We start from the raw sequence: 16,371 nt of genomic DNA, 5'->3' as shown, positions 1-16,371 counted from the left end.
ACATTTATTAAAGTTATCAGTAATAATACCTTATAATTAAACAAAATATATATGACTACTTAAATACAGAGAATCTACTCTTATGAATTTAAGTTATATATATAATACAATAGGTATAAAACGAATGATATCTCTAGGTGTGTAAAAAATTAAGAAAAATAAATTGAGTAATTATTTATACAAAAATAATGGAAGTGTAAAATTAATAAATAGGTTAATATGTGTTGTAAAGCAATCAGTTAAAGGGTTAAGGTGTATTTACGCATATATGTAGGTGAGCATAAGAGAGGGTCAAGTTATTGCAGATGAAATATTTTTATATTTCAATGAAAAAAAACCTGTATTTAGAATATTACTCAATGAATGGACTGTAGAGGAAGTAAAAAAAGGAATGGCAAATTTAAAACCTAATGAAGAGATGAAATCTCTCCAAGATGCAGGTATTGGCAGGCAATGGGCAGACTGGATAATAGGGATAAATTTAACCTCCGTGGCCACATTAAGGTATAAGCCAAATGATAAGAAAATATTAAACATAGGAAGAGTTTTATTACCTACATTAAAAATTATTTATGATAGGGATAAAGAAATAGAAAACTTTAAAGCATCTACTTATTATAAATTATTAGCCACCTTTAAAACCAAAGATAATGAGGAATTCGAAGGGCTTTATTATGAAAATGAAACTGAGAAATTTGAAGATAAACAAGTTGCACAAAATATACTTAAACTTTTAAAAGATAAAAATGGGGAAATTATAGAAAAGCAGATAGAAAAGAAAAAAGATTATGCTCCTGTTTTATTTAACCTTTCTAATTTACAAGGATATGTGACAAGTAAATATAAGGGATGGACTTCGGATAAAGTATTAAAAGTGGCACAATCTCTTTATGAAAAAAAATTTACTACATATCCACGTACAGGAAGTATTGCATTATCGGAAAGTTTAAAAGAGAGAACAAAAAAGGTATTAGACGTAATCAAAAAAGGATTACCCTATGAAAGTCAGATAAAGTTCGTAGCTAATAAAAGGATATTCGACGATTCAAAGGTAGAAAGTCATAGTGCTATAGTTCCAACCTATATGAAACCAACTGGATTAAGCAAAGATGAGGAAATTGTGTATAATGCAGTGAAAAACAGATTTATAATACAATTTTTACCGGTAGCTGAATATGAGGAAACTAAACTTGTATGTAAAGTTAATGACAGTGAAATTAAAGGGACTTTTGTAGCAAAAGGAAAAGTTCAAACAGTTATAGGATGGCACGTTGCTGAAAAAATTGAAAGCAAAGATACTCTTCTTCCCATGGTATTAGAAAAAGAAATTGTAGATGTGGTTGATGGAAAAGTTAATGAAGTTACAAAAAAACCACCTAAACTTCATAATGAAAAGACACTTTTAAGAGTTATGGAGACATGTGGGAAAAGTTTTAAAAATGAAAAGGATGAGGAAGATACGGAGGAAATGATGGCTGCTATACTAAGTGGATTTAGTATAGGAACCCCAGCTACAAGGGGAGAAACAATTAAAAAGCTAAAAGATGCTTCATACATAGCAGCAAAAGGTAAAAGTCTTACATGTACAGAACTTGGGAAAACATTAGTAGAAATCTTCCCGGCTAAAGAGCTTTTAGATTTAGAATATACAGGTAGGCTTGAAAAAACACTATCAGATATAGAAAGAGGGAAATTCAAAAAAGATGATTTCCTCAGCATGATTAAAGAATTTACCATTAGTGCAATAGACGCCATAAAAAAAGATACTTCTATGTTAAAAAACTTTAAGGTGGAACTACCTGAAGGTAAAGAAAGTATAGGAATATGCCCTATATGTGGCAATGCAGTAGTGGAAAATGAGAAGGCATTTGGATGCACAAATTGGAAAAATGGATGTAATTTTACAATTTGGAAGAGTGATAAATTTATTGCGTCATTAGGGAAAATAGTTAGTAAACCAATGGTTGAATTGCTACTTAAGAATGGGAAAGTAGGATTTAGAAACTTGAAGAGCAAAAAAGGAACAACTTACTCAGCATATTTAAAATATGTAAGGGATGAGAAAACTGGATACTACAATTGGCAAATGGAATTTATAAATTAAAAAAGTAGTCCTCACTTTAGGGTGGGGACTACTTTTCACTGTAAACTCATATAAATGTTAGCTAAGTTTTTTTTCATGCTTTGTAAATAATCTAAATTATCTTCTTCACTTTCAATGGTGTATATCTTTGTAACCTTTGCACCTACTGCATCAGCAAGGGTGCTTGTAACTTTAGGACTAACCATATTTTCAACAAAAACAGTAGTAACTTTATTCGCTTTGCAATATGCTATGAGGTCTTGAAGTTTTTGACTACTTGGTTCTCCATCAGCAAATACATCCTCTACACTATTTTGTGTTATATCAAAATCTCTACATAGGTAATTAAATGCTGCATGACCAGTTACAAAACTTTTTTTAGGTGAATTTATAAACTTTATTTTATAGTCATTATATAGTGTCTCAAGCTTTGTTTTAAAATCTGAATAATTTTTCTCAAAATAAGCTTTATCTTTTGGATCGGATTTTATAAGAGCAACCATTATTTTATTAGCTTCATATTCAGCACCTTTTAAGCTTAGCCACACATGGGGATCATAAGCACCATTAGATGTTTGGATGGGTTTAAAGCCGCTTGAAGCATTAACAGCTATTAGTTTTTGGTTGTTAACTGAATTTACCGCAGTTGATTCCCATTTTTCTAGATCCATACCATTATATACAAAAACATTTGCATCAGTTAAATTTCCAAGATCCTTTACTTTGGGTTCGTATTCATGCGGTTCTTGACCGTTAGGAGTTATGGTCTCAATGTCCACCTTGTCTTTTCCTACTGCATAGGTAAGTTCTTTCATAGCATTAAAGGAAACTACTACCTTTATCTTGTTATTGGATGCATTATTATTATTATTATTGCATGCTGATAAAGTTAAGATCAATACTAATAACAAAATAGTATGTATTATTTTTTTTAGCAAACATATCACCTCATATTAATGTAAATGCAAATCAGTGGCATTTACATTAAATTTATACTATTATATGGTTTTTGTCAAGAAGATTTATACAAATCCTTATTGACAGGCAAATTCATTTGGCGTACTATTCCCTTATGACATGATAAATATTTTAATAATATAAGGTATCTTAGGAAAAAATAACAAGTAAATTTGCTAGTCTATTTTCTTTAAGACGCTTTATTTAAGAATAGGGGGTTGGTTTTGTGGGGGAACAAGGAATAAATGTAATAACTAATATATTTATTATTATACTTATTTTTATAGGATTAATACTTATAAGCTATTCAATAAATATAAGTTATTTATACATGATTGCTTTTGTACCATTAGTATTAATTTTAATTTTAGGTGTGTATATTAGAAAAAAATCCATTCTTCATGGACTTAATAAAAAATTCAAGAACGAATGGGGAGAAAAGGTAGATAGGAAAAGAAACTTTAAAAATATTAGGCTTACTTTTGATTACATAGAAGATGAAACAAATGATGAATTTTGTATAGATGATCAAACTTGGTCAGATTTAACTATGAATGAGATATATACAGTTATGGATAGAACTATAACCTCACCGGGGGAAGAAATGTTATATAAAACATTGAGAATGCCCTTATTTAATGAAGTAAAACTTAAGAAGAGAAATGCAATTATAAAATTATTTCAAAATAACGAACAATTTAGAAACAATTTAGGAATGCATCTTTTAAAACTTAATAGGGTCAGGAAAAATCATGTTCCTAATTTATTATGGAATGACATTGAAGTGGATATGAAATACAAAACATTATGCAGAATTTTAGCCATACTTCCTATACTAATTGGTGGAGCTCTCTTTTTTACAAAGGAATATAGCTTGTTGTTTCCACTCATAATTGTTGTTTGTGTAAATCCTTATTTACATATGAAAATCAAAAAAAATATATATCAATATGTATCTTGCATAGGATACAATAATGCAATTATAACTGCTGCAAATAGTATATCAAAACTTAACCAAGTGGAATTTAAGGAATATAAAGATTTACTTAGTGATTTAAGTAAAAAGGTTGAACCAATATTAAAAAAATCAGCTGGAATTGGTAGAATTGAAGGTATGGACCAAACAGGTATTAGTGATATTTTATATATGGTTTTTCTGTTTGAAGAAAATCAATTCTTTTCATGTATAAATTTGATAAAAAAGCATCAGCAGGATTTAAAAAAACTGTACATATGTATTGGAGAAATAGATGCACTACTTTCCATTGCGTCATATAGAGAGGGATTAGAAAATTATACTACCCCAGAATTTACAAATGAAAATGGACGCTTTGAGGCAAAAAATATGATCCATCCTCTTGTTAGTGATGCTGTTTCAAATGACATCACCATGACTAATAGAGGGATAATTTTAACCGGTTCAAATATGTCTGGAAAATCAACTTTTCTTAGAACTATAGGGGTAAATGCTATTTTAGCTCAGACAATATATATGACTACTACCTCATTTTATAGGGCTAGTTTCTTTAAAATAATGACATCCATAAGCCCAGAAGATAATATTATGAGTGGAAAAAGCTATTATTTCAGGGAGGCAGAGGCACTTCTAAGGATTATTGAGGAAGGTGGAGAGGATTATCCACTGCTGTGCATAATTGATGAGATATTTAGGGGTACTAATCCTGTAGAGAGGGTTAATGCGTCTATTGAGATATTAGGATATTTAGAGAAGCATAATTCACTAGCTGTTGTTGCTACACACGATATTGAACTCACGGATAAATTAAATGATAGTTATGATATGTTTTATTTTACGGAAGATATGGATAAGGAAGGTTTGGTATTTGATTATAAATTAAAAGATGGTGTATGTAGAACTAGAAACGCAGTAAAACTTCTAAAATATTTGAAATATCCAAATGAAATTATTGAAAATACAAACAGGAGAATTGAAGAAACAATTTCACAAAATTCAAAAGCTGAAAATTAAGAGCTTCACAAGTTAAAAATTAAGCATAGGTGACCACAGTCATGAGGTATATGACTGTGGTCACCTTTATATTTAGAGATAATGTTCTATAATTAATAAAAGATACTACAATTTATCTAAAAATACAAATTTTTAATATTTTTATGGGATAGAGGAAGATAGTTACGTCTATTATAGTGAGGTTGAAATATTAGGTGATCCAAATCTAATACTAAAAAATTAGAATTTGTGAATAATTGTATTTCAGAGCATAGGAGGATAAAAATGTGAGTATAATATTAAAATTTATATTGAAAAAAATAAAAGAAAAAAAACTAAGAACTTTTTTAATTGTTATTTCTATTGTGGCATCCACTGCACTTTTTTTCGCAGCGAGTGGCATAGCTTCTACAATAAAACAAAGTGAAATTAACGGTTATAAAAGCTATTATGGTAGTGCTGAAATTTCCATTTCCGCTGGTCAAAATTCCCCATCACCCTACTTAACAACAAATAAGGCAGAAGTTTATAGCAACAAATTGGATTACATAATTGGTGAAATGAACAGTGCAGGTTCATATGAACATACAAAGGATGATGTAGTATCCCTTAGTCTAATTGGTGTGGACTACCAAGATATTACCATTATGAATCCCTTAAATATATCGGAAAGCTTAGGTATAAAGCCATTTGAGGGAAATAAGATAATAATAAGCGAAAAAACTGCCCAAAAGTATAATTTAAATGTAGGTAGTAAAATTAAGATTATAATCCATGGAAGCAGTGAATTTTTCACAGTAGTTGGAGTATCTAAGGCCCAGGGATTATTCCAAATGGAGTCACAAGGAGTAACCGGAGTTATACCAAAAGTAGCAGCACAAAATTTAAGCAATGCTAAAGGTAAATCATCCATGATTTATATTAAGACTAAGGATTCACAAGACAAGGATAAAATAATAAAATCTTTGTCAAAAGATTATAAAAATTACAGCGTAAATGAAACAATAAATATGAAAGAGATAGATGAAGAGACGAGTTCTATAAGTACCGCATTTCTAGTAATGCTTATAATAGTTCTTGGAATGAGCATATTTATTATTTATACAGTTTTTAAAGTCATTATTGTAGAGAGATTACCTGTAATAGGTACGTTTAGAAGTATAGGAGCTACAAAGCTAACAACAAACTTTGTGCTTATTTTTGAAAGCATTATATATGGAATAATAGGTGGAATATTTGGGACTTTAGGAGGAATTGGCATAGTAAAAATAGCAAGTATGGCAGTAGCAGCTCAGGGAGTGCCAGTTGCAATAAGTTACTCAGTAAATCTTATGGTAGAGGCATTTGCATTTGCTGTAATTATATCGGATTTAAGTGCATTAGTACCAATAATTACAGCATCAAGACTTTCGGTTAAGGATGTGGTACTAAATACTGTAGATACAGTGGAGAAGAAAAAATTTTGGAAGGTTATATTGGCATGTATTTTTGTGGCATTTGGTCTTATAGGACCAATGGTAACTTTAAAGCAGGATATATTAATAGTTGGTTTGGTTGGTATGGTATTAAGCTTAATAGGAGTTGTAGTGTTAGTACCGTATATTACTGATGTTTTTGTAATAATACTTCAATGGGTGTATGCTTTGATTTTCAAAAATGAGGGGATTTTAGCAGCCAAAAACCTTAGAAATAATAAAAATATAATAAATAACATTTCACTTCTAGCCATAGGAATATCTACTTTATTTATGCTCAATGTGCTTAGTGCAAGCCTTGGAAAAGAGTTGGTAAAAGCATATGCCGTGTATAAATGTGATGTTTGGGTATCTGGTGACATTCAAAAAGGTGCTTTGGACAAAATAAGAAGTACAAATGGAGTTTCAAATGCCGATGGAAATTATACAGCGACAAATATAAATGTAAATATAGGTGCAACAAAAAATAGTCTTTATGAAATATGGGGTTATAATCCAAATAGTTTTAATGACTTTATAAATATGAATTTCCTTCAAGATAAAAATAGTATACTAAAAAATTTATACGACAATAGAGAAATAGTTATAACAGAAAGCATTAGAAAGGCTATGGATGTGAATGTTGGAGATGTAATAACATTGCAAACCCCAACTGGAAATAAAAATTATAAAATATCAGGAACCTTTAGTACACTTATGGACAATGGGAAAATGGCACTTATATCAGAAAAGTATATAAAACAGGATTTTAAGGTGAATGATTTTTCAAATATACTTATAGGCACCAGTGGGAATTCTGATAAGGTCGTAAAAACCATAAAAAATGAGTTTAAAGGTGAACAAATACAGGCACGAACTTATGCAAGTATAGAGGCAACAAACGCTTCCCAAAATAATACTATGCTAATGCTAATAAAAATGTTTCCAATCATAGCATTAATTATTGGTGCTTTTGGAGTTTTAAATAACTTTGTTATAAGTTTTATGGAAAGAAAGAGGCAACTAGCAGTGATGGCATCTGTTGGCATGAGTAAAAAACAAACAAGAAAAATGTTGTTTGTGGAGGCGCTTTCTGTTGGAATTATCGGTGCAACCATAGGTATAATAGGAGGACTATTATTGACTAATATAGTTCCCTATTTATTAGCGGCAGCAGACTTCCCTATGGAAATGTTTTATGAACCTACAACATTTATAGTTTGTTTTATACTAGGTATTCTTATAACAATGGTATCTTCACTAGTACCGTCAATTAAATCTTCAAAGCTAAACATTATAGAAGCAATAAAATATGAATAAATTAGTTAGGAGTGAATAGTATGGAAGCTACCCAGCAGCAAGTAAGTTTAGGTGAAACAATAATTTTAACTGAGAATCTTAATAAGACATATAAACTGGGGACAGAAAATGTTGAAGTTTTAAAAAATATAAACCTTACAATAAAACAAGGTGAGTTTGTTTCAATAATGGGACCTTCAGGGTCGGGAAAAAGTACGTTATTATATCTTTTGGGTGGACTTGATAACCCTACAAGTGGAAGCGTGAAAATTGCTGGCAAAGAGCTTTCAGTAATGAAAGACAAGGAAAAAAGCATTATGAGGAGAAGAGACGTTGGTTTTGTGTTTCAATTCTATAACCTTATACCAAATTTAGATGTGGAAGATAACATAATGCTACCCATACTTCTTGATGGAAAAAAAATTAAGGACTATAGGAAAAAGCTTGATGATATTCTTGACGTGGTTGGTCTTACGGATAGAAGAAAATACACACCAAGAGAATTATCAGGAGGCCAGCAGCAAAGGGTGGCAATTGCCAGAGCTTTAATTAATGAACCAGAGGTAATTCTTGCAGATGAGCCAATAGGTAATTTGGATAGTAAAACTGGACAGGAAGTAATGGAACTTTTGAAAAGAATAAATTTAGAAAATGGGAAGACCATAGTTCAAGTAACTCATTCTTCAGATGCAGCTAGTTATGGACAAAGAATCATTTATGTAAAAGATGGAAAGGTGGTAGAAGAATAATGAAAAAGATGAAAATATCTATAATAATAATTACAATGGTAGGAGCATTGGCGTTAACGTCTTGTGGCAAAACTACAGCTACTACGGTTAAAAAGCCAGTAGCAAAGCAAACGGCAAATATGGTAGATGCTTCAGGAACAGTACAATCATCTAACGTGGAAAGTATAAATTTAAATTTTGGTGCGGAGGCTAGTCCAATAATTACAAAAATAAATGTTCAGCAAGGACAACCTGTAAAAAAGGGAGAAAAACTTGCAACACTAGATATGACTATTTATAATTATACAATAACAAGTAAACAAAGAGCCATAGATGCTGATATAGACACTAAATCAAGCTTACAAACTGATGATCAGAAGAAAGTACAGCAGGATAAGATAGATTCAGAGGAGGCAGAACTTAATGCATTAAAAGCTATGCCTAATGAGAATCACATAAGTGGCAATAACGTTGTAAGTGATATAGATAATGCAGTAGTCACAGATGTTAGCGGCAATTCAGCTACAGTAAGTAGTGCTGGTGCTAGTGGAATTGCAACAATTGCAGATCTTAATAGTTTATATGTCCAGGCTAAAGTAAGCGAAGAATTTATAAATAGCGTTTCAGTTGGAAAGCCAGTTGAAATAATACCAACTTCAGATCCAAATGCAAAATTATCAGGAAAAATAACAAGTATAGCAAGTACTGCAGTATTGGATAAGAATGGGGATACATATATTCCAGTAAATATTTCAATTGATCAAAATAACGGAAAGTTATTTCCAAACTATAATGTGGATGTACAGATAAGTAAGTGACAAGTGGCAAGTTAAAAAATTATAATCTTACTTCGAAGATCTGCAAATAATTATTATGGGGTATTAATAGCATTATGATGCTGTTAATACCCCTATTAATTATATTTCAATGTATTGTATACTAAAGCTAGGCTTGATATAATAGGGTAAAGTAACAGAATGGAGATGTACAAATTTGAATAATAATTTAACAAAAATAGTTATACTAGAGACAAGTGATGTACATGGGAACATTTTACCAATAAGTTATGCAAATAATGAGTCGGCGGAATGCGGAATCTCCAAGATTGCTACCATAATTGAAAGGGAACGAGAAAACAACGAGAATATTGTTCTAATTGATAATGGAGATATGATTCAAGGCACACCTCTAACATATTATTATGCAAAAATAGACAACAAAAAGGCTAATCCTATTATTGATGTGTTAAACTATTTAAAATATGATGCAGGTGTCATTGGAAATCATGAATTTAACTATGGAAGAAAGATCCTTGATAATGCAATAAAACAGTCAGAGTTTCCATGGCTTTCAGCTAACATACTAGCTAAGGCTACAAATGAACCGTTTTGTGGTAAGCCATATGTAATAAAAGAATTCAGCACAGGAGTTAGAGTTGGAATTCTTGGACTTACAACAAAATATATACCTAATTGGGAAAATCCAGATATAATAAGTGATTTGAATTTTTTGGATGTGGTTGAAGCAGCTAAAAAATGGATTGAAATTTTGAAGCAAGATGAAAAAGTGGATTTAGTGATTGTTTCATATCATGGTGGTTTCGAAAGGAATTTGCAAACTGGTGAAGTTGGGGAAAAATTAACGGGAGAAAATCAGGCATATCAGTTGTGCATGGAAGTTGAAGGAATAGATGTATTACTTACAGGGCATCAGCATAGATATATAGAAAATAAAATCATAAATGGTGTGGTGGTAGTTCAGCCAGGAAGTGGAGCTAAAGCAATAGGTAGAGTGGAAGTATCTTTAGAAAAACACAATTCTAAGTGGAGAGTAGTAGAAAAATTTTCTAATTTAATCTATTGTGATGGAGAACAATCAGATAAAAAAATAGAAGATATAGTAGAAGAAGTTGAAAATGACACTCAGGTTTGGCTGGACACAAGTATTGGAAAAATAAATGGAGATATGAAAGTACATGATTATTTTCAAATAAGAATTAAGGATAGCGCCTTAATTGAATTCATAAATCGAGTTCAGATGGATAGTTCAGGTGCAGAAATTTCAAATACGGCCCTTTTTGATAATAATTCTAAGGGATTTAGCAGTAAAGTTACCATGAGAGATATTGTTTCAAATTATATATATCCCAATACGTTAAAGGTAATTGAGGTATTAGGTGAAGATATTAAGGCGGCACTTGAAAAGTCAGCATCATATTTTGAGATTTATGACGGAGAGGGTATAAAAATGAATCCAAAGTTTGAGGTTCCTAAACCACAGCACTATAATTATGACATGTGGGAAGGTATAGAATATGATATAAATATATCTAGAACTTTTGGTCATCGTATTACAAAATTAAATTATTTGGGTAAACCAATGGAGCTCAATAAAAAATACCACGTTGTAATGAATAATTATAGAGCTGGTGGCGGTGGAGATTTTTATATGTTTAAAGATAAACCTGTAATGAAAGACATACCTATTGATATGTCAGAACTCATAGCAAATTATATATTAGCAAGAGGAACTATTGAAGCCACTGTAAACGAAAATTGGAAGGTAATTCATGATTAACTTGAAAAAACAAAAGAAGTACATAGATTTGATTTACATCAATCTCTATGTACTTCTTTGTTTTTTTGAATAACTTGTCACAGGATTTAAACTGGTGTTGGTGGTGTGAACACTCTTAGCATAAGTTCAGCATCTAGCATGTAAAGAGCCGCTTTGTCTTCACCTATTCTTTGTAATTTTTTTATGATTGAATTGTCTGTTTTTTCTTCTTCGATTTGTTCATCAATAAACCATTTTAAAAAACTTATAGTTGCATGTTCTTTTTCTTCTGTTGCTATATCCATAAGATTATAGATTCTCTTAGTAACAATTTGTTCATGTTCTAAGGTATTTTTAAATACTGTTAGCATTGAATTAAAATCGGTATCGGGATTTTCAAAACCAGTTATTATAACTTTTCCGTTCATATCGATTATGTAGTCAAAGAATTTTGAAGCATGAAATCTTTCCTCTTCTACTTGAACTTTAAAGAAGTTTGCAAAGCCGTTTAAATCTTCAGAAGCACAATAGGCTTGCATTGCTAAATAAATTTGTGCTGAGTAAAACTCATAGTTAACTTGGTCATTTAGTGCAGAAAATAATTTATCACTTATCATTACAATCACCCTTTCTAGCTACATTCTAACATACTAAAATAATATTCTTAGTATTCTGACTATTTTAACATATTCAAAAAGTATATTCAAATGGCTAGAATTGTTTTAAATTCAGCAAAATGTAAAATTATATTGACTTGTGGCAAAATTTTGTGTACTATGTCATTACAACACTAATAAATAACAGGGGGCATAAAATAATGGGGAATAAGGTTTTAGAAATTATAAATTTAAGGAAAGAGTTTAGAAAAAATATAGCTGTAGATGGAGTGTCTTTTCATTTAGAAGAAGGGGAAATTGTTGGACTTATAGGGCCCAATGGAGCTGGAAAAACTACAACTATTAAATGTATCCTAGGATTATTAAGGAAAAATTCAGGAGAAGTTTTGGTTGATGGATTTAGCAATAAGGTTCAGGAATCTAAATATAAGCTTGCATACATTCCTGAGACCCCAGATATTTATCCAATGCTTACGGTTTGGGAGCATCTTAAATTTATGGCACTTGCCTATTATCTAAAAGATTGGGAAGAAGAGGCCGAAAAGATCCTAAAAAGGTTTGATCTGCTAGAAAAACGAAATGATCTTGGAAGAGATTTATCAAAAGGAATGAAACAAAAGGTATCAATTTGCTGTGCACTAATTCATAAACCAGATGTGTTTCTTGTAGATGAACCTTTAGTGGGACTTGACCCAAAGGCAATGAGGGAACTAAAAGACGCTTTTAAGGGTCTTAAACAAGAAGGAAAGAGCATACTTGTTAGTACCCATATGCTTGATTCAGCAGAAGGTTTTTGTGATAGAGTGATAATTATGAAAAAAGGAAAAATTATCACAGAAGGAACAATAGAAGAGTTAAGAGAAAGAACGCATTCAGATGAAAATTCATCACTAGAAGATTTATTTTTAGAGGTGACTCAAGATGAAAAATAACCCCATTAAAGATTTTTCAAATCTAATATGGCTAGAAATTATCATGATTAAAAATGTAATAAAGGATTCTATCCATAATCCACTCACATTTTTAAAATCTATAATAACGTATATTTTTCCTTTCCTTTTTATATTTTGGTCTTCATTTCAAAGAACAAGCAGAAATAGTTCGAATTTTAAGGTTTATAATATAAGTTCTAAAGTTGATATTGCAGGGGCGGTAATTGTGGCACTTATCCTTATAATTGTGTTATCAAAACTCTATTCTTCTGTAGAAAAATACAATCCAAGCCAGTTTACTGTTTCAGATGCAAATTATCTTTTTACATCACCAATAAGCCCAAGAACCATATATGTTTTTACTATGTTTAGAAATTCATTTAAAACAATTTTTATATTAATTATTACATGTGTTATATATTGGTATATTATCTTAAGATCTTTTGCAGCAAATGGTTCAAAGATGATTTTTGTTATAATTGCATTTTTTCTTACAGGAATACTTCTGCAGTGTATAAGTTACCTAGTATATTTTCTATCAATTAAATTTAAAGTAGGTAATGGAATAAAATATTTTGTAAAGGGATCTATTGTGGTAGTTATTGCCTATATAGCATTTAAAACTGCTACAAGTAATAATTTGTTACAAGGATTTTTGAAGACGTTAAATGGAAGGGCCATTGAAAATATACCTGTAATAGGGTGGGTTAAAGTCATGATGTTATATCCTTTTGCAGGTACGAGCATGCCAAGATTTCAGACACTGGCTTTACTAATAACGAATATTGCTGTTTTAGGGTTCACTGTTTTTATGGCAGATGACTATTATGAAGAAGCTTTGCAAAGTGCAGAACATATTCATAAAATAAAACTAGCAGCTAAAAATAGAAAAGGTGGTATGGATAGTTTAAATACAGAGAATAATAAAAAGAAAAAAAATACACGAATAAATGTAGTTGTTAGTGGTGAATTCAAGGGGCCTTGGGCTTTTATGTGGAAGACTATGGTGATAATAAAGAGGAAAGGCAAAAATGTTTTTATCAGTCCATTTAAGATACTTTTGTTCATCTCATTTTTAGTGATATCTTATTTAATAAGAAAAGGTAATGCAAATTCAATAATGACCATTTACATATCTATGTTTGTTGGTATAACGATAATAATACCAACAATGCTTTCACCTTTAAAGAATGAAAGACGAAGTTCATATTTATATTTATTACCAGGAAAAGCTAGAGATAAGATATTAGCTATTCATTTAATATCTTTTATAAATACTATAATTTATTGTGGAATTCTTACTTTTCCAATTCTTATTTTTACAGTGAATATGAAATTTGTGCAGGTGTTTAGTATATTCATAGTTCTTACCACTACGGTTTTCGTGATTTTACTGGGAGTACTTGTTTTTACTTTAATAATGCCAAGTTATGATGATGGTAAAAATTCAATATTTATATACTTATTAGAAATATTTATGTTTATACCATCAATTATAATTGCTGTAATTACGGGATTTTTTATTTCAAGTCAAACTTATGCTATTTTTCTTGCTTTTGCTTTAGGTTCAATTTGTACAATAATTATACTTATAGTTCTAAGTGACTGGCTATTTTCTAAAATGGAATTAAAGGAGTGACATTAAATGATAGATGTTTGTTTACTTGGATGTGGAGGGAGTATGCCGGTTCCTAACCGCACACTAACTTCACTTCTTGTGAGCATTAATGGCAGAAAGATTTTAATCGATTGTGGCGAAGGAACTCAGGTTTCAATGAAGATACTTGGATCAGGATTTAAAAAGATAGATACTATTTGTCTTACCCATTATCATGCAGACCATGTAATGGGGCTTCCTGGACTTTTGCTGACTATAGGAAATTCAGGTAGGACTGATCCAATAAATATAATAGGACCTCTTGGGCTAGGATATGTTATGGAAGGGCTTTTAGTAGTGGCGCAAAATTTACCATATAAGTTAAACTTAATAGAGGTAGAAGAGGGGAACTCTGAAATAACGTTCAATGACATGGTAATAAGAACTATTGCATGTGACCATACTATTCCATGTATAGGATATAGTATTGAAGCAATTAGAAAAAGGAAATTTGACATTATGAAAGCTAATAATAACAATGTACCCATGGAACTTTGGAGTAAATTACAATTAGGGGAAGAGGTCAATAAAGATGGTAAGGTCTTTCTTCCAGATATGGTTTTAGGAAAAACAAGAAGGGGTATAAAAATTAGTTATGTTACAGATACAAGGCCTATAGATGAATTAATATATTTTATTAAAGATTCAGATTTATTTGTTTGCGAAGGTATGTACGGTGAAGATGAAGAAATTGAAAAGGCTAAGATTAATAGGCATATGATTTTTAGAGAAGCAGCTGAACTTGCAAAAGTTGGCTCAGTTAAAGAACTATGGCTCACACATTTTAGTCCTTCCTTAACTGAACCTGCAACACACATAGAAAATGTACAGGAAATTTTCGAAAATGTAATAATTGGTGAGGATAGGCTTTGCAAATCGTTTAAGTATATTTCAGATAATTAACATAATAATTTATTTAAATCTAAAATCCCCTCTCCTTGCTGCCACTTTGGAAAGCTTAATAGATCCGAGGAAGCCTTTAATAGGGATAATATATCTTTGTAGCGAAGATTAGGGTCTTTTTCAAATAGCAGTGAACATACCCCACTTATATAAGCGCAAGCACAAGAGGTACCAGTACACGTAGCATAATAATTGCTAAGTTTTGTGGGATAACGTTTTACTCCATTTATTTCAGAAATATAATTTATATCTGAACTCAATGAGCATATGTTAACACAAGCTGCAGAAAGGTCGGGTTTTGTAAGTTTGCCACAGGGACCTGTTGATGAAAAAGCATAAGGCTTAATTGTTCCCACAGTAGTATCTAAACCACCAACAGTTATACAACTGTCTAGTGATGCAAACCCTCTAATTGAACTTTTAAAGTTACCATTGCTACCACTTGGAACAATAATAGCAATATTTAAAGAAATAGCCTTTTCAAATAATTTTTTAAACATAGATATAATAAAATCGTCTTCAGTGTATATTTCAAAGGGTAAGCATATTACTTTTATGTTAAACTCATTGCTTTCACGCAATAAAGTGCTAAGTGCATAAAACACATGAGATATATATGCTTTCCCTATGGAGTTAAAGGCTTTTATGTTATAAAGGTTTGATTTTGGTGCAATACCTGCATGCTTTCCTTTGGAACTATTACCATTTCCAGAAATCAATCCATTTATAATGGTGCCCTGACCATTGTCGTCATAAGGGTAGTTTAGGTTATTTACAATATCAATAAATTTTATAATTCGTTTTGATGGAGCCAATAAATCGGGATGAGGGTATACACCACTATCTATTATGCCTATGCCTATTCCAGTACCTGTATATTTTGACGGATTAACAAAGTCAGGGCTTATCTTGGAGGGAGTAGCTATTATATTAGAACATAAATGTGCAAAGTCATCAAAAGTGATAAAACTAATTTCCGGTGTTTCAATTAATCTTAAGATTTGTCTTGAGGAGATAATTGCACAAATACAATTTATGTCCTCTATTTTGCATATAAAATCGCCTCTGGTTGCTCTTATTTTATGTTCCACATTAGATAATAATGAATTGCAGTGAATAATTACTCTGTAACTTTTGAATCTGTCATTGTCTATGGCACATTTTAAAGCTTTGTCTAGTTTTTTTTTAATTGAGAACATGGTTTTTCTCCTTATAA

12 protein-coding genes are annotated in these 16,371 nt (G+C 30.9%); 9 read left to right on the top strand and 3 right to left on the bottom strand.

The genetic code is table 11. The features are described 5' to 3' along the window. Nucleotides 1-274 precede the first annotated feature (274 nt). Nucleotides 275-2,104 (top strand): type IA DNA topoisomerase, encoded by a 1,830-nt coding sequence (locus tag BR66_RS23170; protein WP_051624112.1) that lies wholly within the window; start codon nt 275-277, stop codon nt 2,102-2,104. Nucleotides 2,105-2,139: 35 nt separating this feature from the next. On the opposite strand, the gene BR66_RS0105410 is transcribed toward BR66_RS23170, so the two are convergent. Continuing rightward, on the bottom strand, nt 2,140-3,021 hold the full coding sequence (locus BR66_RS0105410; RefSeq protein ID WP_026882007.1) for a metal ABC transporter solute-binding protein, Zn/Mn family: 882 nt from the start codon (nt 3,019-3,021) through the stop codon (nt 2,140-2,142). 245 nt (nt 3,022-3,266) lie between these two features. Between BR66_RS0105410 and BR66_RS0105405 the strand changes: the two genes are divergently transcribed. The 5 genes from BR66_RS0105405 to BR66_RS0105385 all read left to right on the top strand — a co-directional run bounded on the left by BR66_RS0105405 (nt 3,267) and on the right by BR66_RS0105385 (nt 11,067). Next, the gene (locus BR66_RS0105405) at nt 3,267-5,030 is read left to right on the top strand and encodes a MutS-related protein (RefSeq protein ID WP_026882006.1); all 1,764 of its coding nucleotides are present in this window, start codon (nt 3,267-3,269) and stop codon (nt 5,028-5,030) included. Between the two features lie 266 nt (nt 5,031-5,296). After that, nucleotides 5,297-7,783: an ABC transporter permease gene (locus BR66_RS0105400; RefSeq protein ID WP_026882005.1), complete on the top strand. Its 2,487-nt coding sequence runs from the start codon at nt 5,297-5,299 to the stop codon at nt 7,781-7,783. A gap of 20 nt (nt 7,784-7,803) precedes the next feature. After that, nucleotides 7,804-8,511, top strand: coding sequence for an ABC transporter ATP-binding protein (locus tag BR66_RS0105395; protein ID WP_026882004.1), 708 nt, complete (start codon nt 7,804-7,806; stop codon nt 8,509-8,511). Beyond that, complete coding sequence (locus BR66_RS0105390; protein ID WP_026882003.1) at nt 8,511-9,308, top strand: efflux RND transporter periplasmic adaptor subunit; 798 nt, start codon at nt 8,511-8,513, stop codon at nt 9,306-9,308. Before BR66_RS0105395 ends, BR66_RS0105390 begins: the two co-directional genes overlap by 1 nt. A 175-nt stretch (nt 9,309-9,483) precedes the next feature. Next, complete coding sequence (locus BR66_RS0105385; RefSeq protein ID WP_026882002.1) at nt 9,484-11,067, top strand: bifunctional metallophosphatase/5'-nucleotidase; 1,584 nt, start codon at nt 9,484-9,486, stop codon at nt 11,065-11,067. A gap of 86 nt (nt 11,068-11,153) precedes the next feature. Here the strand turns inward: BR66_RS0105385 and BR66_RS0105380 are convergent, their stop codons facing one another. Beyond that, on the bottom strand, nt 11,154-11,663 hold the full coding sequence (locus BR66_RS0105380) for a ferritin (protein ID WP_026882001.1): 510 nt from the start codon (nt 11,661-11,663) through the stop codon (nt 11,154-11,156). Nucleotides 11,664-11,863: 200 nt separating this feature from the next. Between BR66_RS0105380 and BR66_RS0105375 the strand changes: the two genes are divergently transcribed. Genes BR66_RS0105375 through BR66_RS25575 form a run of 3 tightly spaced genes read left to right on the top strand, consistent with a single transcriptional unit; the run spans nt 11,864 to nt 15,155 of the window. Further along, entirely contained in the window at nt 11,864-12,595 is a 732-nt protein-coding gene (locus BR66_RS0105375; protein ID WP_035795521.1) for an ABC transporter ATP-binding protein, read from the top strand. Continuing rightward, on the top strand, nt 12,585-14,234 hold the full coding sequence (locus BR66_RS25580) for a putative ABC exporter domain-containing protein (RefSeq protein ID WP_026881999.1): 1,650 nt from the start codon (nt 12,585-12,587) through the stop codon (nt 14,232-14,234). The genes BR66_RS0105375 and BR66_RS25580 overlap by 11 nt, the downstream gene beginning before the upstream one ends. A gap of 6 nt (nt 14,235-14,240) precedes the next feature. Next, the gene (locus BR66_RS25575) at nt 14,241-15,155 is read left to right on the top strand and encodes a ribonuclease Z (RefSeq protein WP_026881998.1); all 915 of its coding nucleotides are present in this window, start codon (nt 14,241-14,243) and stop codon (nt 15,153-15,155) included. Here BR66_RS25575 and BR66_RS0105360 read toward each other — a convergent pair. Further along, a complete protein-coding gene (locus BR66_RS0105360) occupies nt 15,152-16,354 on the bottom strand; it encodes a S8 family serine peptidase (RefSeq protein WP_026881997.1) in 1,203 nt (400 codons plus the stop codon). The genes BR66_RS25575 and BR66_RS0105360 overlap by 4 nt on opposite strands. Nucleotides 16,355-16,371: the final 17 nt, after the last annotated feature.

It is taken from the genome of Clostridium akagii DSM 12554 (assembly GCF_000686725.1).
Lineage (GTDB): Bacteria > Bacillota > Clostridia > Clostridiales > Clostridiaceae > Clostridium_I > Clostridium_I akagii.
This window is presented reverse-complemented; position numbering and strand designations above follow the sequence as displayed.

Coding starts and splice junctions, on each gene's coding strand:
- BR66_RS0105395 (WP_026882004.1), top strand. CDS start 7,804: ATGGAAGCTACCCAGCAGCAAGTAAGTTTAGGTGAAACAATAATTTTA.
- BR66_RS0105390 (WP_026882003.1), top strand. CDS start 8,511: ATGAAAAAGATGAAAATATCTATAATAATAATTACAATGGTAGGAGCA.
- BR66_RS0105380 (WP_026882001.1), bottom strand. CDS start 11,663: ATGATAAGTGATAAATTATTTTCTGCACTAAATGACCAAGTTAACTAT.
- BR66_RS0105375 (WP_035795521.1), top strand. CDS start 11,864: ATGGGGAATAAGGTTTTAGAAATTATAAATTTAAGGAAAGAGTTTAGA.
- BR66_RS25580 (WP_026881999.1), top strand. CDS start 12,585: ATGAAAAATAACCCCATTAAAGATTTTTCAAATCTAATATGGCTAGAA.
- BR66_RS25575 (WP_026881998.1), top strand. CDS start 14,241: ATGATAGATGTTTGTTTACTTGGATGTGGAGGGAGTATGCCGGTTCCT.
- BR66_RS0105360 (WP_026881997.1), bottom strand. CDS start 16,354: ATGTTCTCAATTAAAAAAAAACTAGACAAAGCTTTAAAATGTGCCATA.